Source organism: Roseivirga sp. UBA838 (assembly GCF_002296035.1).
GTDB lineage: Bacteria > Bacteroidota > Bacteroidia > Cytophagales > Cyclobacteriaceae > Roseivirga > Roseivirga thermotolerans.
In genome coordinates, this window is sequence record NZ_DBHC01000042.1 from 91,130 (window position 1) to 109,211 (window position 18,082).

The 18,082-nt window shown below is 40.7% G+C and carries 15 protein-coding genes; all 15 read right to left on the reverse strand.

Features of this window, described 5'->3' with window-relative positions; all coding sequences use genetic code 11:
- Positions 1-114 precede the first annotated feature (114 nt).
- The gene (locus B3O12_RS15470) at positions 115-2,214 is read right to left on the reverse strand and encodes a Piwi domain-containing protein (RefSeq protein ID WP_286756962.1); all 2,100 of its coding nucleotides are present in this window, start codon (positions 2,212-2,214) and stop codon (positions 115-117) included.
- Positions 2,214-5,168, reverse strand: coding sequence for a type I restriction endonuclease subunit R (locus B3O12_RS15475; RefSeq protein ID WP_286756963.1), 2,955 nt, complete (start codon positions 5,166-5,168; stop codon positions 2,214-2,216). The genes B3O12_RS15470 and B3O12_RS15475 overlap by 1 nt, the downstream gene beginning before the upstream one ends.
- Before the next feature lie 2 nt (positions 5,169-5,170).
- Positions 5,171-6,004: a hypothetical protein gene (locus tag B3O12_RS15480; protein WP_286756964.1), complete on the reverse strand. Its 834-nt coding sequence runs from the start codon at positions 6,002-6,004 to the stop codon at positions 5,171-5,173.
- Positions 6,005-6,008: 4 nt separating this feature from the next.
- Positions 6,009-7,187, reverse strand: a complete 1,179-nt coding sequence (locus B3O12_RS15485) for an AAA family ATPase (RefSeq protein ID WP_286756965.1) — start codon at positions 7,185-7,187, stop codon at positions 6,009-6,011.
- Positions 7,180-8,358, reverse strand: coding sequence for a DUF262 domain-containing protein (locus tag B3O12_RS15490; RefSeq protein WP_286756966.1), 1,179 nt, complete (start codon positions 8,356-8,358; stop codon positions 7,180-7,182). The genes B3O12_RS15485 and B3O12_RS15490 overlap by 8 nt, the downstream gene beginning before the upstream one ends.
- The gene (locus tag B3O12_RS15495) at positions 8,351-9,679 is read right to left on the reverse strand and encodes a restriction endonuclease subunit S (protein WP_286756968.1); all 1,329 of its coding nucleotides are present in this window, start codon (positions 9,677-9,679) and stop codon (positions 8,351-8,353) included. The genes B3O12_RS15490 and B3O12_RS15495 overlap by 8 nt, the downstream gene beginning before the upstream one ends.
- Positions 9,680-11,449 carry a type I restriction-modification system subunit M gene (locus B3O12_RS15500; protein ID WP_286756969.1) on the reverse strand — a complete coding sequence of 590 codons (1,770 nt, stop codon included), beginning with the start codon at positions 11,447-11,449 and terminating at the stop codon, positions 9,680-9,682.
- 2 nt (positions 11,450-11,451) lie between these two features.
- Positions 11,452-11,745, reverse strand: coding sequence for a helix-turn-helix domain-containing protein (locus tag B3O12_RS15505; protein ID WP_286756970.1), 294 nt, complete (start codon positions 11,743-11,745; stop codon positions 11,452-11,454).
- Between the two features lie 119 nt (positions 11,746-11,864).
- A complete protein-coding gene (locus tag B3O12_RS15510; RefSeq protein WP_286756971.1) occupies positions 11,865-13,682 on the reverse strand; it encodes a DUF3987 domain-containing protein in 1,818 nt (605 codons plus the stop codon).
- A gap of 3 nt (positions 13,683-13,685) precedes the next feature.
- A complete protein-coding gene (locus B3O12_RS15515; protein ID WP_286756972.1) occupies positions 13,686-14,660 on the reverse strand; it encodes a BT4734/BF3469 family protein in 975 nt (324 codons plus the stop codon).
- A complete protein-coding gene (locus B3O12_RS15520) occupies positions 14,647-14,925 on the reverse strand; it encodes a helix-turn-helix domain-containing protein (RefSeq protein WP_286756974.1) in 279 nt (92 codons plus the stop codon). Before B3O12_RS15520 ends, B3O12_RS15515 begins: the two co-directional genes overlap by 14 nt.
- Before the next feature lie 14 nt (positions 14,926-14,939).
- Entirely contained in the window at positions 14,940-15,239 is a 300-nt protein-coding gene (locus tag B3O12_RS15525) for a helix-turn-helix domain-containing protein (protein WP_073093951.1), read from the reverse strand.
- 231 nt (positions 15,240-15,470) lie between these two features.
- Positions 15,471-16,487: a DUF6617 family protein gene (locus B3O12_RS15530; RefSeq protein ID WP_286756975.1), complete on the reverse strand. Its 1,017-nt coding sequence runs from the start codon at positions 16,485-16,487 to the stop codon at positions 15,471-15,473.
- Positions 16,484-17,578, reverse strand: a complete 1,095-nt coding sequence (locus B3O12_RS15535; protein ID WP_126973092.1) for a site-specific integrase — start codon at positions 17,576-17,578, stop codon at positions 16,484-16,486. Before B3O12_RS15535 ends, B3O12_RS15530 begins: the two co-directional genes overlap by 4 nt.
- Positions 17,575-17,928: a helix-turn-helix domain-containing protein gene (locus B3O12_RS15540; protein ID WP_286756976.1), complete on the reverse strand. Its 354-nt coding sequence runs from the start codon at positions 17,926-17,928 to the stop codon at positions 17,575-17,577. Before B3O12_RS15540 ends, B3O12_RS15535 begins: the two co-directional genes overlap by 4 nt.
- Between the last annotated feature and the right edge of the window lie 154 nt (positions 17,929-18,082).

Here is an 18,082-nt window from a genome sequence, read left to right on the forward strand (position 1 = left end):
TTTGAAATTCAAATACATGCTGTTTTCGTTCTCCCATATCTCCTATAATGTTATTGCAATAAAACGATGAGCATTTTTGGGTAACAAGAATTAATTCTTGGGATAGATTGGGCTTTATAAAAACCATAAAATGTTCTTTCCATAGTCTGGGATTTCATCACCGTCAAAGTATGGGAGAATTTCTGCTACCATTTCAGGGTATTTGATGGTAACTGGTAAGTTCTGTTGTCTTACTGACTTCCAATACATACGGCTAAATTGATATACCTGATCGATAAGCTCTTTTACTGTTTTGTAATCATCAACCAATTCGGGATTGGAGCAATTTATCTTGAGCTTTACCGGAAATGAAAACCCGTCATTGAAATTGAACTCCGATGCGGAATACCTGGTATTATTGAACAATAAAAACCTGTTGTAACCTAATTTGATGAATGTGCCACTTACAGGCATCAAATCTTTCCAGTCCAAATCAAAGGCAACAATATCAGAGGATTCTGTTTTGTTGATAGATACAATGAATACCGGAATGTTCAATTCCAATTCTCTCAGGCCGTTCTCAATCGGTTCTACTTCTTCTCTACTCATGTCTTTGTAGAAGTGAATTACTAGCCTTCGGATTCCTGTATTTACATTCACATAGTCTTTAACTGCTCTTAGGATTGAACCTGCTAACTCTTTTGTTTGGTCTTTTTGAAAGCATTCAAAGCGGTTGAATTTCCCTGTATTGGAGAAACTGAAAGCACTGCCGATATATTGGATGTCAACTTCTGTGTGCTTGAATGCTCCAACTCCAACAATCAATTCATTCTTCAGCTTTGTGTCCAACCTCCACGGAGTGCCATTGAGCTTTGCGAGAATGGCAATTGCGATGTTTGGCAAGCTGAAATGATACTTGTCGTTGCTAATGACTTTATCAGGATCTATCACCTGAGAGGAAACTCCTTTTTTCAATAGTAGCTCTTTCAGCTTGTAGTAAACCAACCTCTGAGATTTGACTGGAACATTTTTGCTAATTGGGGTAATGTAAATGGCTATGTGCTGAATGTCGGTATCAAAATCTTTATCGTTGATTTGCTCGTAGAGTTCCGGCCAAGGGTTATCCCTGTCCTTAAAATAGATTGCGAGTTCTCTATCAGGATGATACGGTGTATGAATAAACTTTGATAAACCTCTAAAGCCGTTGAGTTTGCCATTAAAGTAGTTGTGAATCTTGGCTGCTACCTCTCTATCATCTTCATGGAGAATAAAGAAGAAATGAATCTTTGATGATGGGCTTAATTCAAAGGGACCATGTTCGGTAATGCCATAGTAAGGGATATGATGCGGTTTCTGGTTTCCGAAAATCAATTTGTTACTGCTCTTTTCTACCGTACCTATTCGAGCTTCTTCCACCGGAATAAAGCCATTGGATGATATTGGAATGATGGCCTTAAACTCTTGTGTATTTAGATGCTGCTTGTAGAATTTATCAATGGCTGTTTTGAACTTCTTGTATTTGTTGGTTTTGTCGGGTGCTTCCGTTTCCTGCTGTAAAGCATCCCTGATTTCAAAGTTCCATACTGGATAAACCTTGTCGTATTGTCTTTTTCCTTCGTCTGGTAATTCATCAAAGCGGTACAATCCTTTTTCAAAAACTACCCAATTAAAAGCCTTTACAGGCACTTCCTCAAAAAGTTCTGCTACTGGTGTTCGGAAAATCTTGGATCTCCCTTCAAATGTTACCAAAAGCTCTAAGCTGTTGGAAACTGTTTTGAATTGAACCTTCAAGGAATAGCGGTCAAAGATTTTGTAAGTGCCTTTTGAGTCCTGTACCTCACTTGGCAACCATACTTCCGTATCGCTTACAAAATTGGGTTTGACCAAACAACCCTTTGACTTGAAGTGATTGTGAATTAACCCATTGTAATACCGCTTGAGAATGGATGAGGAAAAAGCCGAATTGAAAACCGGAACGGATTTTTCAATTCCCTCTTTGGTTTTAATGGTTTCAAATGTAGGTGCAGTTGATTTGTTGATTGGCAAAAAACCATCCAACTGCTGCCCGAATGAAGTGTAATAATGTTCCTGTTCACCATACTTTTCAATGACCTCTTTAGGAACTAAGGCATGAAATATCCTTGTAACTCCTTCCTGCTCTTTATCTGTAAAGTAGAAGGTAAATTCCTCACTTGGGTGATTGAATGTTAGGATGTTGAAACAGTGTTTAGGCATTATTTAGGTCTGTTTTGAAGATTAGTTTGTTGATTCCAAATCTTGTCAAATACAAAGTCTAAATACTGGCGTTTGAAATCTGGATCATCCGTGAATTTTTTATACAAATCGGTGTATTGGAAAATCACATCTTGCATCAAATCCTCCACCTTTTTATCAGAAGTGATTTTAGCGTTCTGTTTGTCACTGTTTTTAACAGCATTGACTGTGGCCTCATCACGGGCAAAATCGGCTGGTAATTGCTCGAACAGGAATTTCTTTACCTTATCATCATCCGTCCAGTTATCAATGCCAAACTTTGTATTAAATTCTTTGAGTATAGCATCCAACTCATTAAAGCCAAGTTCCCCTTTTTTGCCCTTCATTACTGGCGGAGTAGGGTCTAATTCTTCATCACCACTTAGTTTGATGTTCTCTTGCGTTGTACGGGTTAGTCTGTAACTATCAAGGTCTATTGCTTCCAGAATGCCTTTGGCCAAATCCTCAATTTCCTCCGGCTTGATTTTAGGAATCAGGAATTTCAGAAACCAGTACAACCTCTCCCAATAAGAATTATTGAAGGATAGCAGCTTAGAAAGGAATGCATACGTTCTAAAGAAGGATTTCGCCTTTACATAGAAATCAATCTGTGCATCTTCATTCAGTTCAGTTTTAAACTCCGCAACACACTTATCAATGATTGGGTCTAATTCCTGCCTGTCTGCTTCCTTGAAATACAAGTCGGTGAAGTTGACTACATCATCCTGAGAATAGACCTGAGCATTGTCTAAGGCATCTTGTAAATCATTGAGTTTATTTGCGTCTGTTTCTTCACTTAGAATGGTGGTGGTATAGAAAGGCTCAAATGCTTTTTTAATATCCTCGGTGGTATTGAAGAAATCCATCACAAAGGTGTCTTCTTTGTAAGGTTTATAAGCTCTATTGAGTCTTGATAAAGTTTGTACCGCCTGAACATCCGCTAATTTTTTATCTACATACATGGTATGTAATAGTGGCTGATCGAAACCTGTTTGAAACTTATTGGCAACTATCAGGAAGCGGTATTCTTTTTTCTTGAACTCAGTTGGAATGTCATTGCTCGGGAAACCGTTTAATCTGGCTTCATCCCAATCTTCTCCGTCTATTTCTTTTGTGCCTGAAAAAGCTACAATGGCTTTGTATGGCGAGTTGATTTCTTTCAGATACTCGTTGAAAGCCTGATAGTAAAGAATGGCGTTTTTAATGCTTTTGCAAACAACCATTGCTTTTGCCTGACCATTGATGAGCTTTCTAATGTCCGCATGGAAGTGGTCTAACATGATTTTAGATTTTTCCATGATGGAGAAAGGATGACTTTCTACATAAGCACGTAGCTTTTTGTTGGCTTGACGTGTTTCAAACTCCGGGTTGTCTTCAACAGCTTTATCTAATTTGTAATAGGATTGATAAGTGGTGTAGTTCTTTAGCACATCAAGAATGAATTCCTCCTCAATGGCCTGCTTCATGGTGTAATTATCAAAAGCTATGAATTTACCTTCGGCTGTTTTTTCTCCAAAGGTTTCCAATGTCTTGTTTTTTGGGGTGGCCGTAAATGCAAAATAGCTTCCGTTTTTCAGCATTTTACGGTTCTTTATCAAGTCATTGATAATATCCTCAGAGGTTGGTGGTTCGGGTTCTTCACCGTAAGTAACTTCTTTATCGGACAGCACCCAATTCATTTTACTGGCCGTTTCACCACTTTGGCTGCTGTGTGCTTCATCAATAATGATGGCAAATTTCTTTGCCTGTAAAGCTCCGATTTCATCTATGATGAATGGGAACTTCTGAACTGTGGTAACAATGATTTTCTTTCCATCTTCAAGGGCCTGTTTTAATTGTCGGCTTCCTTTATCAATCGCTTCAACAACACTACTTACCTGAGCAAATTGCTTGATGTTATCTCTAATTTGCTTATCCAAGACACGCCTGTCCGTTACTACAATAACACTATCAAAAACGGTCTCTGTATTTTCACTATCGTGTAAACTCACCAACTGGTGGGCTAACCAGGTAATTGAATTTGATTTGCCTGAACCAGCCGAATGTTGAATGAGGTATTTCTGGCCAACACCGTTTTCTTTGGAATGATGCAGCAGTTTTTTTACCGCTCTGAGTTGGTGGTATCGAGGAAAAATTAGTTTGCGTTTAACCTTTCCTGTGTCTTCGTCCTTCTCCTCAACAATTTGAGCGAAGTTTTCCAATATGTTGCTCAAGCTGTCTTTAGTCAAAATATCTTTCCAGAGGTAATCAGTTTTTAAACCTCCGGGGTTTACTGGATTGCCTGCACCATCGTTATTCCCTTTATTAAAAGGTAGGAAAAAGGTCTTTGTACTGTTGAGGTGAGTGGTCATGTAAACCAAATCGGCATCTACAGCGAAGTGAACCATACATCTGCCAAAGGCAAACAAGGGTTCTTTTGGATCTCGGTCTGTTTGGTATTGGCGTATGGCGTGTTTTACATTCTGACCTGTCCATTGGTTCTTTAATTCAAAGGTGCTCAATGGTAAACCATTGATAAATAACACCATGTCTAAAGAGTTGCTGTTTTCCAGACTGTAGTACAACTGTCGGGTAACAGAAAAAATATTACTGCTGTATTGCTTCTGGGCTTTATCGTTAAGGAGAGAGGTTGGCTTTTTAAAGTAGAGCTGTACTCTTAAATCCAAATCCTTGACCCCATTGCGAAGTATTTCAATGATACCTTTCTGGCGGATTTGGTCTGAAAGGCGTTTCAGGAATTTGTCTTTGCCTCTTTTGATGATGGTATCATGGGCATTGGGTTGTGTTGCTGCCAAAAACTCGAACAACAGCTTTTCATTGATGCAGAGGTCACGGTCATAGTCAGCACTATAGCTTGCAATAAAGCCATTGTGATTGATTAAATGCTTTTCAATGATCGTTTCTAAGCCCTTTTCTGATGTATCTGTTGTATGCATAGCTATGAATATCTTTCCCTTAATTTATGAGCAATGGCTTCTGTTTCACGGTAATTTCTACCAGTTGTTTGAACCCATAAGGCGTATTTTCTTTGAGACTTAAATAGCGTTATCTCAACGACACCATTTTTATGAATTTTTCTTATGAAAGTGTTCCCGCCCCAATCAGTTGATCGCATGGCTGTAACATATTCATTATGTTTAAGCCGGTTGCAAAGAGCTTGCAACTCGTCTTTTCCATGGTGGTCTGCTAAATGAATATCCTTCTCATCTGGATTCAATGTGGTTTCGATTAATTCTACTTCTCCAAGATTCTCAACAAATGCAGCAATTCCTTCCTCACCAAAACAGGATTCGTCAAATACATTTGGTATTCGGTGGTCTTCAGAGGTTTCATCTTTCTCAACGATTATCGGCAACAAGTTTCTTTGCCATTCGACTGAGGTATTGAGACTAATTGTTGGCAATTCGTATAAATGCGCTGCGGCTAAACCTAAGCAGGGTACTTTTTCAGCTTCATTTCTCTTATAAAAATATTCTGCTTCAATATAGGCTTCCTCAACCTGCCCATCTTCCTCATTTATAAATGGAGTAATAATGCTTCCGAACATGAAGCCTTTAAGTTCAGGAGAGACAGAACTATCTATGAGCCAACTATGAACTGTATAGTCGTCCGCAAGGCGTATTTCTGAAACACTTACATCTGAACGAATGCGTTTGAAGCCTAAATCCCTCGATTTCTTAAAGGTTTTGGCGAATAGGGTCATTCTTTCAATTGCTTCGTACTTATTCGCTGAATATGGAATAACACTTAACTCGTTAAACATTAATTCCATAAGCCTAAATCAATTTTGCTAATTGGTTAGTCCACTCATCCAATAGATTCTCTGGATATTCGCTTAACGTCCCATTCTTATCCAAAACAATGTCAGTTATGGCTGAGTATTGTTCCTGTTCCTCCACAATCTTTTTGAAGTAGAACAGCCTTGCATTGTCTTTACTTAATTTATCTTCTTTGATGCCTACACGGATGCCGTTTACAATATGGTCGCTATGGGTTTCGATAATAATTTGCACATCGTTTTGAGCTACTAAGGCAATCAACTCTCCAAGTTTTGCCTGTCCTTTTGGATGGATATGACTTTCTGGGTTTTCAATTATCAATAATGCTCCGGGTTTTGCTGATAACAAAGCAGTGACTACCGGGAGGGCATAAGTGATACCAAAGCCTACATTGACGGGTTTGAACCTGTTGGTGTTTACATAAGTTGGTTGCTCAAAAACGTATTCCAACAATACTTCATCCTGATTAATGGAAGTAGTGCGGACATTTATACCTGGTGAAATTTCACCCAACCAAAGGTTGATTTGGTTGATGAGTGTTTTGTTGACAATTGTCTTTTTAAGTAGTGTATCTTCTACAAAGGAATCGGGGTGCAGTAAGTTGTCAAAGGCTACTTCTTCATCGTAATAGGTTTCAATAAAGTGTGCAGCATATTGGCCGTTCATGCCAATATTCCTGTTCTGAACTACTTCATTATTGCTCTTGGGGTATGTAGATTCCGGTTGAATACGATAAGCATTGAGGTACTGAAACTGATTGGAAAATAGTCCGGTATGCTTTTCTGCATCCTTTACCAATAACTCAAATTTGACTTCCGTTTCACCGTAAATGTTTTTGTCGGCCTTGGGCGGTAAAACATCTTTTTCCATTTCATAGGCATAGTGAAAAGGAATAGTGGTGTCTTCTCCAAGAGAAAGGTTGAAAATCAAGTCCTCCTTTTTGGCATATTGATAAAAAGCATCCTTGGTATTGCCAATATCAACATACCTACCTTTTAAATTCAGCCAACCTTTTACTCTGCCCGGTTCGGTATTGCTTTGTCGCAAGAGCAATAAACTTTGAATGAACGAACTTTTTCCCTGTCCGTTGAGCCCCAAAAGCACATTCAAATTCCGAAGTGCAAACACTTTGGATTTGATGGATTTGAAGTTCTTAATTTCTATACTACTAATCATGGTTAATCGTTTGATTAATTAATTCTCTGATTTTGTTGTGACGTGTAGCCACTTTGGTTTTATCACCTGTACCACTGGTTACTGCCAAAAAGAAAACCTCGTTATTGGTAAGCTCTTCTTTTAGTGAAGTTTTAAATGTTGCTTTGTTCTCCGTTAGGCGTGTTGCTTCATCTTCTGATAACAATGCCAATTGGGTAGAAAGCGCATCAAATAGGGCTTTGTTGATTGGTGGTAGTCTTCTGTTTCCTGTGCGCACTTTTCTGAATGCCTCGTCTCCGAATATGGTTTTGGCCAGTTGCATGGATGTTTTAAAAGCATCGGAAATTTGCGATAATTCCTCCTCTGTTTTGGAGTAAATCTCTGCCATTGCCTTGCTCATGTAGGAGTCTAAATCATAGCCAAATTCCCTTGTGCCGTAATTTTCTATTCCTAAGAGATAGAAGCCCAAGAAACGGTTGGCAAAATCTCTATCGAGCATTCTGTCCGTTTTAATTTTATTTCCAGTGGCTTCTTTAAATGCTTTGAGATTTGCCAATTCATAGATAAAAGTAGCAGGGCGACCTTGGAACAAGGCATGGCGAATTTCCTGAGGTTCAAGGATCAATCCGCCTGTATTGATACGTTTGAAGATGTTGAATTTCACATCGGTGGGTGTACCCGGCATGATCTTGTAAATCACTACCTGGGCTTCTTCAATTACTCGTTGAAGGTCTTCAGGTAAATCATCCCAATACTTGCCGTTGAGATGAGTTAAAAACTCCAGATTGGTCAATGCCTGACTTTTATCTACCACAAAGTTTCGGATACTACTTAATCTTTGCAGTCCATCTACTACTAGCCAGTTGTTATCGTCACTCGCATCGAAAAAGAAGGCAGGTAGAGGGAAACGAATGAGTATGGATTCTATCAGTCGGCTTTGCTTGGTTTTATCCCAAAGGTCGTCTTTGCGCTGAAAGTAGGTTTCGGTATTCATTTGAATACTTTTCCTTTCAATGCGCTTGATTAAGGTATCTAACGAAGGTGTTTTGGTTTCTATCTTGATAAGCGTAGGGTCGAATGGTTTTTCCATCAACAACACCTGGTCATCTACCTGCTCTTTCTCTGTACCATCACCAGCGTCAATGATAGCATTATCAACTTCTTCTTCCGATATGTTACGATTGTTATCCATTTTCCAATACTTTTTTAGTGTGAACCTTTACATCCAGTTTCCCCAATACCGCTTCGGCTATCATGGCTTCCCGATACTCTTTGATGAGTTCTATTTCTTTCTCTGCTTTCGCAATGGCCTGGTCTATTTTGGCGGTTTCGGTTTTGATATAGTTATAAATCATTACTTGTTCTTCGATTGGAGGTAAAACAATTGGAAGGTTTTTCAATAAATCCTGACTCATTGAAGCACGGGTTATGATGTTCATTTCTTTTACGAAATACTCCCGTAATAATTCATTTCTAAAGTAGTATGTGCTGTAACCCTCATAAAGAAGGTTTGCCGTGGGTCTGAAACGAATTAAAAACCCTGAAAAAGTTGCATAAGGAATTGTTTTGTGACAAGTCGAAGCGATGGCGATTTCATCCACAATTTCTGATGTTCGAGTGAAAAAAACGTCTCCTTTTTCAACAGAACAGTTAGCTTGGTCTTCTTCTGTTGATTCAACTAAACCTGATGGGATTTCGGGCAAAATCTCATTGTTGTATATATCTCCATAACCGAAAAAGGGAAAACCTTTTCCAAAAAATTCTCCTCCTTTATTTAGCCCATTTTGACATTGCCCACAGTATCTCAATTTCCTCAATTCCCAATGCTCAGGAATTTTCCCCAACCACTCGATACTGCTATCCTTTAAAGTTACATCAGGGTTAATTCCTTTGGTTACTGCCCTGCTAATTATTGCCTGCCGTTGCTCTTTTAGCAACTCAATAAAGGCTTGCTTTTTCTGGATGAAGTGCTTTATTTTTTTTGACTTGGCTTTTATGTAATTCACTATCTGGTCTTGCTCATCTTTTGGAGGAACAGCCACCGGAATACTGAAAAATTTATCTGAGTATAAGCGCAAGCGGCTATCGATAATGCCGAAGGATTTTTTTCTAAACTCTGCCTTCATGATAGCAGTAGAGAACAAATAGCCGTAATAGTGTGGGTTATTGTCTCCTTTGATGCGATACACACAATAGGCAGGGCTTGTAATTCCATCATATTTTGAAATTCCCAAACTACCATTCCATGCCAACATGATATTGCTTACCAAATCATTTTCAGCTACTTTTTTGTAGCCAACCAAGGTTTTGGCATTGCTGATGAAATCATCCTCGTTTTCAAGGCTGTCTCGCTTTTTGGTTACTCCGGTGTAATGAGAAACTGAGAGCAATTCTTCTTCGCCTGTTTCGCTTCTTTCATCTATCTCGGCAAAGAGATTTTTGATGCGCAAAGTCTTCCAATGCTGCGGAACAGTGGATAGCCAAGTTGCTGTATGTATATCTTGTACCATCATTTACGCTTCAACAATTTCTTTTAATAGATGCTCGGTTTCTTCCTCAATCTTGAAAATATCGGCAGATATTTCCTCTAAGCTCCTTGGGGCTTTGTGCTGGTAGAAGTACTTGGCAAAGTTGATTTCATAGCCAATTTTGGTTTCACTCTTTTTATACCAGGCATCCGGCACAAAAGGGGTAACCTCTTTGGCAAAAAAGGCATCAATGTCGTCCTTTAAAGGAATGTTTTCTTTGTCTTTGAGGGCATTATCACTTTTCGGTTTGCCTTTGGCATCCTTGATGATATTTCCGTCTTCATCACGCTGAGGGCGGTGTACGGTTATCTGGCTGTAGCCAAAATCCTCATTATCGAGAATGATGCTGTGCTCATTGTTCTCGAAGTTCAAAAACAGGTCGGTAATCTTGCGGATATGGTCTTTGCTAAACTCCACCCGCTTTTTACCCAAAGGCTTGCGCATTTTGCTGTAGAACTGCTCAGAAGTAACATTGATGAGTTGCAGTTTACCTTTTCGTTTTTCTTCCTTCTTGTTGTTCAGGATAAAAATGTAGGTGGGTATGCCCGTGTTGTAAAACAAATCATTGGGTAGGGCAATCACCGCTTCTAGCAAATCATTCTCGAAAAGGTATTTGCGTATTTCGGTTTCTCCTTGTCCTGCATCTCCTGTAAACAACGCTGAACCATTATGAATAGTAGCTGCCCTGCTACCCAATTCGCTGTTGGTTTTCAGTTTGGAAACAATGTTCATGACAAACAGTAATTGGCCGTCATTCACTCGGGGTACACCTACGGTAAAGCGAGGATCTATGATGTCTTTTTTGTCCAGTATGGCATCTGCATCTACTTTCCATGTTTTCCCATACGGTGGGTTACTGATCATGAAGTCAAATTGCAGATTTGGAAATCCATCTTTGCTTAACGTAGAGCCAAAAGCAATCTTCTCTGGGTCTTCATCTTTTATCAGCATATCTGCTTTACAGATGGCATAGGTCTCTGGGTTTACTTCCTGACCGTACAAGTGGAAAGTAGCTTTGGGGTTGAGTTTCTTGGCGAAGTGTTCCGCTTCGGTAAGCATGCCACCACTACCACAAGCAGGGTCGTAAATCAAATACGTACCGTCCTTAATCTTTCCTTTGAGCGGTTCAAAAATAAGGTGGGTCATTAAGCGAATGATTTCCCTTGGGGTGAAGTGTTCTCCGGCTTCTTCGTTATTCTCTTCGTTAAACTTGCGTATCAGTTCTTCAAACACATAGCCCATTCCTAAATTGGTCAAGCCTTCCATGACTACATTGCCGTCTTTATCTGTGACAGGCATTGGGCTTAGGTTAATAGTGCTTGAGCAAAATTTTTCAATCAGTGGAAAGGTAATGTTGCCTTCTTCCAAAGTCTCCAACTGGTTTCTCAATTTGAACTTACTGATGATGTCCTGCACATTGCTACTAAAGCCATCCAGGTAAGTTTCTAAGTTTTGACGAATATTGCCCGGTTCATTCAATAACCTTTTGAAGGTGTAGTTTGAGGTATTGTAAAACACATAGCCACTGGTTTTGCGCAATTGAGCAGATTGGTTGTCAATCTTCATTTCGTTCAGCTTTTGGTGCATCTCCAAAACTTTGTCTTTGGTTGGCTCCAAAATGGCATCCAGTCTGCGCAGTACGGTAAATGGTAAGATTATATCTCTGTATTTTCCACGTGTATAGACATCACGTAACACATCATCAGCAATACTCCAGATGAAATTAACGATAGCGTTATGTTGTACTTGGTTCATTCTTATTTGGTGTTTGCTTGGTTTATATCCTTTTGAGCGATTTTCAATGCTTGTAATGCCTGATCTTCGTCTGTTACTATTTCCTTGATTTGGTCTGCTAACCACAAAGCCAATAATTCCTGTTCGCTTGCTTTGAGGATTTCGGCAATTTTCAGTACCTGTTCCCGTTTGGCTTTCCGTTCACCACGCTCAATTTTGCTGAACATGGGGGTGTCTATCTCAAGGTTTGCCGCTAACTGTCGTTGTAACAATCCCTGGCTTTCTCTAAGCTCTCTTATTCTTTCACCGAAAAACATGACCTGTTAATTTATGACTTGTCAATATTTGGCTAATATAAGAAAAGATAACGATAGTAAAAGAAAAATATAGTGGTAAACTGATTTCAGGATTTTGAGGAAATGGAGGATGCCAAGGACTATACGTCCTCAGCATCCTTAGAATCCTTGGTTTCCTCAAGTGACGTATTGATGTAATTGTCCTGAGATTCACGGTGAATCAATCCCGATTTAGCAAAAGCGGTGATGTAGCCTTCGGCTGTCTTTGCCGGAATACTCAGGGTGTTGGCTACTTCAAGATACTTCTGGCGGTTGAAGTTGTACGGTAGGGCATAGAGGAACTTTTCTTTCTTGTTCATCCTGCTTGGTTTGGATTCTTCTTGTGGTAGCTCTCCAAATACCTTGCTTGAATGCTTTACCAATACTTTGACCATTTCAAGCGCAGCTTGAAAATCCCTTTCCTCACAAATCAGCTTCTTGGAAGTGTCACCCGTTTCCATGATCCGCAAAGCAGAGAATATCATGCTTATGCGGAAGGCTATCAAACCTAATCTTCTGATGGTTGCCATGTAGTCCAATCCTTGAAGGTTGAGGTACTTTTCCTGTATCTGCCCAAAGAACTGATTGAACTGCTCTTGCTGGTCTGCCGTAAGGTAGAACTGCCTTGGTTCGTCCTGCATGATGACTTTGTAGAGTTCATAGAACTCATTGCCCAGGGCTTCAAAGTAATCGTCCAATCCGTTATCCGTTTGGCTTGCAAAGACATTTTTCCATACCGGGCGCACGTTCATGAAATAGAAGATGAAACGGCTGAATAAGCCGTTTTCAGCGTTGGGTATCAATGCCGAAACTTGTTTTGGCGTTCCTGAAAGGACAGTAGAAAGGCAAGGGCTTTCTATGTCCACAAACTCACGGTCGGTTCTGCGATAATAGGAAATGGTTTCATGGTGAAAGGCTTTTCTAAAGCCATCACTGTAGTTTCCGTAATCGCTCTTGAAGGCATGGGCTAAGGTATCACCTTCGGTCTCGAATATTAGTCCTCTGCCATCACTATCACCCAAAAGCTGATAAGCACCCGTTGAACTGTTGTTGGCTGGAATGAAAAGCATCTTTTCAGGTGGTTTGGCTGGCTTCTCGATACCATCTTCCTTTCCCTTCTTGGAGTTGTATTCTGCCATTTCCAATTCATAGTGTTGTTTGTGGAGTTTGGCTTGTTCCCTCAATTCCTTATGAATGGGATTGACCAATTGGCGGCAATGCACCAATCGGCCTTTTCCTGCGGATGCCTGGGCTGTAATGAATAGGAATAGATTGGGGAATACTCGTTTGCCATCATAGATGCCCGATACTTTGGGTAAACATGCGCTGATAGCTCCGAGGGAACCGAGGAGGAGAATATCTCTTTCCTCATTGGAAGTGGCAACCGCCACAACCTTTTGCAGAAATTCAGGAAGTTCAGGAAACAAGGAATCTGGAAGGGTTGGCATTTCTTCCGGTTCCTGATTTTCGGGCTGGTGGTATTCAGATTGACTACCATTCAGCTTTTCACTTTTGAAGGTTCGCTGATCCTGTTTTTCTGTCCGTGGAGGTGCGATGTCAATTCCTGCATCCTTGGCGAGGTAGAAAAAGGTCTTTAGTGAAACGCCATGACCTTTTGATTTCAAGCAATTGTCAAATTGCTTGTCGCACTCCGGGGCGGAATAGCCTGGATAAAACTGGCTCACCCTATGAAATAGGGTACGTCCATTTTCTCCAAACTCATCTGAGAAAGCAAATCCGATATTTACCCAATCGCTATAAGTGGACGTAATATCTGTTCGGTTGGCTTCAATGCTTTGGATGATGCGCTCTACTTCGTCTGATTGGGAATCTGTATTGAAAGTTGGTTGCTCTGTAACTTTCGGTTGCGGGGTTGGCTGATTAAGCCAATCCTGCGGATTGAATGTTTTTCTTTCCATGTCCTACAAGTATTTAGGATTGATGAATATTTCTGAATCATGTGGAAGGAAACAGGCTCTTGAAATGTCCTTGCCTGATTGGTCTATTTCGAGATGGTAGGTGTGGGAAACGTAGTTTGCCACTGCCTTGAGATAGTCCTGGTGTTTTGCCTGCGTCAAGTCGATTGGTATTACCCATTTGAGGCCATCACCTGAAGGAGATACAAACAGTAGCTCCGTTTCAAAGTAGTGGTCGTTGAGTAGTGCCGTCTTGAGTGTAGGAACGTCCTCAATGTGGTCAAAATCGATTGTGAGCAAACCTGAATGTCTTTGAAGGTTTGCATCATTTCTCTTGGAGAAAGTGCCTGAGAAGGTCACATAATCGAAATTTTGAGCCTTGTACTTTCTGGCTTCTTTCGGGTCGGGAATGTTGCGAAGTGTACTTGTACACGATGCAAATTCATTTCCTTTGATAAGGTTGTACACCTCAACCAAGGAGGCTTGCCGACTTGGTGTTACGTTGGTGACAGGTCTATTGAAATAGCTGAAAACTGGCGCAGCCGGTTTGACTATTTCAGGAAGAGCAACCGTAGGTTGCGAATCTGCCTGAGCGTAAAAACCTTGTTGCTTACCGATACGCAAATGCAGTTCTTCATTCAGCTTATCAAGAAGGGCTTGCCCTTCGAGGCTGAAATGCAGTGCTGCAAAATCAAAGACATTGCCTTGTGCAATGGCTTCTTCTGAATCGGTGTGCGTAGCACAACCGTCAACAACCTTTACCAACAATGTAGGCTTGTCCGCATTGAATGGGTTCTTTGCAGGTTTGCAGTCCCTTCCCGAAAGGGAAAGGACTGTTTGAGCACCTTTTGATTTATCTTTATTCGGTGTGCTCGAATCTCCAGAGTCGATTTCACCCGGATAGTACTGTCGCAGCACATAGGCGTAGATATTTAAGCCGTAGTGCGTTTTGTCGAGAATGGCTTTTCTACTTACCTCCATAGTGCTTTGATTTTGAAGGTGAGTAATTGGATTCCAGCAAGGCTTCTATATCAGAAACCTTGTAGTAGAATTTGCCATTGATTCGGCTGTAGGGAAGAACCCCACTATCCCGAAGGGATTGGAGGGTTCTTTTGCTGATGTGAAGCGTTTGCATCACTACCTGTCCATCAATCCATTCTTCGCTGAATTGCTCCAAGCGTGATTTATGGAAGTTGAGGAGGTAGGCTTTGACTGTTTTTATGTCTTGAGTTAGCGTCAAGATCATATCCATTATCTCGTTCATAGCTTCACCCTCCCTTTCTTGATTAGGTAATCCGCTGCCCTTTGGTCTATTTCTTCCTGAGTGGAATTGCGGTTGCGTAGCAACCAGCTTTCCAGCTCGCTTCTTTTGAAATAGAGCTTCTTTCCATTGGGCTTGTAGTGCGGAATGCTCCCTGCACTTGTCAACTTGTACAAGTGAGATTGGGAAAGCTCCAGATACTGGCAAGCTTCATTGAAGTTTAAAACTTCCTTAGTGTAAATCCCCTGGCTCTCAATTAGGCGTTGGAGATTTTCAAGACGTTCAATTATTTCGTCCATGACTTAATCAATTATGAATTAGGAAATGGACATCTGGCCAAATGTCATCTTCGATTGTCGAAGACAGGGCTAAATTAGAATGGCTAACAGGGCGTTAGGAGTGCAGAATGGCGGGGGGAGTGTCGAGTGTCGAGTGTCGAGTGGGTTGAAAAAAAGAATAGCCCACTTTTTTTGAAAAAGAGGGCTAAACAAAAACAGAAAAAAGATAGTAGGAGTAAAGTGTCGAGCGGGTTATTTCAGCAATGAAATAGCGGATTCCAATAAATGGCCTGTTGACTTTGGAGCTTGATTTTTCCTAAGACCTTCATGTTCGAAGAATGATCCATCAGTTTTAATAAAGCATTTGCAAGCAACTTTCCATTGGTTTTGCTTTAGGTCTGCAACCAATTTGTGTTTAGTGTAAAGCAATTTGACGAAGTAATAGAACTCACTTACGTTGCCTGTCCAGACAATAGGAGTTTTGATTTCGTCTCCTGAGAAAATCTTTCTGAAACTGGATAGCTGAGTTTCTTTGCTAATGAAATTGTTCTTTTTGAGGCTATCACATAAATCAGTTAGCTTGTCTGGACTTGTGCTGAATTGCTTGTAGGTAAATGAATGAAATGAATTTACCGTTGGTTCGGGTTGGGACTTTTTAGTTGGTTCTTTCTTTGCTTCAACTTCAATGATTTGAATCTCGGTCAATAAAGCTTTTTGCGGTATTGGTTCAAGTAGTAGCTGGGTGTAAAAATCCTCTATCACCAACTTGTCATCAATCCAAGTGCTGAAAGCATCTTGGATTTCGAGGTAAAGTTGCATGTATGCAAGCTTTAGCAATTGGATGATATAGGTGTTGGCTTTGTGTGCCTGGTCAAACTCAATGGAAGCTTTCTTGGGATCTATGTAAACCAAATCAAAATCCTTCTCTTTAATTAGCTTTCCAATGTCTTTTAAGCGGGTCTTTAAACGCTTGTTGAGGGTGTCATCCAGCCAATAGCGGATGAGGTTTTCTGTATCGTCTTCACTGATGAGGTTGTAGAGCCTTTCAACGTCTGTCTTGAGGGTGTTCAGAATCAGCTTTGAGTAGTATTTGGTTTTGTTGTCAAATGGCCTTTCAAATTTGATTTCATACCGGAATGGGTAATCGGTGGAGGCTTCTTTCAGGGAACGGAACTTTGGAGCAAACTTTTCGTCCACGCTGTTTTTCTCTGACCAAGGGCGAAGCCCCTGGTAGAGAATATCGTCAAGTATTTTGGTTTGATTGCTCATAGGTCAAGTTTGATTTTACTGGCCGCCTCTTTCTTCTTGTCGTCTATGATTTTCGCATAGACTTGGGTTGTTTTCAATTCCCTATGGCCTAAGAGCTTTGAAACAGTGTAAATATCGGTTCCCATTGTAAGCTGCAATGTGGCATAGGTATGACGGGCGCAATGGAAAGTGATTGTTTTGGAGATTCCGGCTTTCATCATCCATTGTTGCAATTTCAGGTTGTGCCATGCCGAATACTTCAAACCTTTGAAAACTCTTTCTTCTCTTTCCTCACGTTCTCCGAGCAAGCCGAAGGCTTGTTCTGAAATGGGTAGGGTTTCCGCTCCTTTGGTTTTCTTCTGTCTGAATCGAATATAGTAGCCCATTTCATTTGAGTGCTGTACTTCCGACCAAACGAGCTTGTTTATATCTGACCAGCGCAACCCTGTAAGGCATGAAAAAATGAATGCCGTTTTTAGGATTGGAATTTCACATTCTGCCTTTACTGCTGCTTGCAGCTCTTCCAGTGTCAAAAACTCTCTTTCCGGTTCTCCTTGCTTGAAAGCTTCTACACCTTCAGAAGGATTGGTTGGAATGATGCCGTCTTTCACGGCCTGTTTCAGGGCTGCCCTTAGCTTATTGAAATAGGAGTACTTGGAGTTTTGGGATAGCTTCTGATTTCCGTGGGCTATGGCCTTCTTATCAAGGTACTGTTTGAAGTCCTGGACAAACTGCCTGTCCACTTCCGTGAAAGATAAATCATAGTTGCAAAAGGCTTTCAGGTGCTTAATCATGCTGGTCCAATTGCCATGATTGCCGGGGCTGTCATCCCTTTGCTGTGCAAGCAATTCAATGTAGGAAAGGAAGCTGCCTTTTTGCTTCTCCTGATCACGAAAGCCATAAACACCGTTTTGGATTTCGATTTGTCTTTGTGCCCTGATAGTCTCTGCTAATTGCATGGTCTTTTTGTTGACCTCTTTTTCCTCCTTGGTTTTAGCATTGGGGTCGAGGTACAATTTTAGGTACTCGGTTTTCCGCTTTCCTTTATGGTAATAGTCGAGGTATAAGCTGGTCTGTCCGCCTTGGTTGCGTTGTCTTAGTGTTACCTTCATATCTGAAACAGTTTATCGATTTCGGTTCTCCTTATTATGGTTCGTCTACCAAGTTTGGCCGCTTTGATTGTGCCGGACTTGATTTGACGGTAGATAGTCATGCGACTTGCTCCAAGTAGCTTGCAGGTTTCTTCGATGCTTAGAAAGTCTTTGCTTCCTAACTGATCTTCTTGGAACTCTAAACGTTGGTGGGAGACAGGAGCGACTTCTTGTAGCTTAGCATCCCGCTTGCGCTTCTTATAATTTCGGGATGCACATGTCTGGCTACAGAATTGGGTAACCGTAGTCTTTGCGATGAAGGACTCACCACAGTGCTGACAGATCTTTGGTATCTCAATGTTGCTGCTCACGTGTTTCCTTTTGTGGGCTTGTTTCTGTCACTGGATGTATCTGATTGTATCAGTATGTATCCTGATGTAACATCATCTCGCCATTGCTCAAAAAATCTGTTGCTACCAACAAACTTGTTTCTAGTAACAACTGATTAGCAACAAATATAAGTAA

Coding starts and splice junctions, on each gene's coding strand:
- B3O12_RS15470 (WP_286756962.1), bottom strand. CDS start 2,214: ATGCCTAAACACTGTTTCAACATCCTAACATTCAATCACCCAAGTGAG.
- B3O12_RS15475 (WP_286756963.1), bottom strand. CDS start 5,168: ATGCATACAACAGATACATCAGAAAAGGGCTTAGAAACGATCATTGAA.
- B3O12_RS15480 (WP_286756964.1), bottom strand. CDS start 6,004: ATGGAATTAATGTTTAACGAGTTAAGTGTTATTCCATATTCAGCGAAT.
- B3O12_RS15485 (WP_286756965.1), bottom strand. CDS start 7,187: ATGATTAGTAGTATAGAAATTAAGAACTTCAAATCCATCAAATCCAAA.
- B3O12_RS15490 (WP_286756966.1), bottom strand. CDS start 8,358: ATGGATAACAATCGTAACATATCGGAAGAAGAAGTTGATAATGCTATC.
- B3O12_RS15495 (WP_286756968.1), bottom strand. CDS start 9,679: ATGATGGTACAAGATATACATACAGCAACTTGGCTATCCACTGTTCCG.
- B3O12_RS15500 (WP_286756969.1), bottom strand. CDS start 11,449: ATGAACCAAGTACAACATAACGCTATCGTTAATTTCATCTGGAGTATT.
- B3O12_RS15505 (WP_286756970.1), bottom strand. CDS start 11,745: ATGTTTTTCGGTGAAAGAATAAGAGAGCTTAGAGAAAGCCAGGGATTG.
- B3O12_RS15510 (WP_286756971.1), bottom strand. CDS start 13,682: ATGGAAAGAAAAACATTCAATCCGCAGGATTGGCTTAATCAGCCAACC.
- B3O12_RS15515 (WP_286756972.1), bottom strand. CDS start 14,660: ATGGAGGTAAGTAGAAAAGCCATTCTCGACAAAACGCACTACGGCTTA.
- B3O12_RS15520 (WP_286756974.1), bottom strand. CDS start 14,925: ATGATCTTGACGCTAACTCAAGACATAAAAACAGTCAAAGCCTACCTC.
- B3O12_RS15525 (WP_073093951.1), bottom strand. CDS start 15,239: ATGGACGAAATAATTGAACGTCTTGAAAATCTCCAACGCCTAATTGAG.
- B3O12_RS15530 (WP_286756975.1), bottom strand. CDS start 16,487: ATGAGCAATCAAACCAAAATACTTGACGATATTCTCTACCAGGGGCTT.
- B3O12_RS15535 (WP_126973092.1), bottom strand. CDS start 17,578: ATGAAGGTAACACTAAGACAACGCAACCAAGGCGGACAGACCAGCTTA.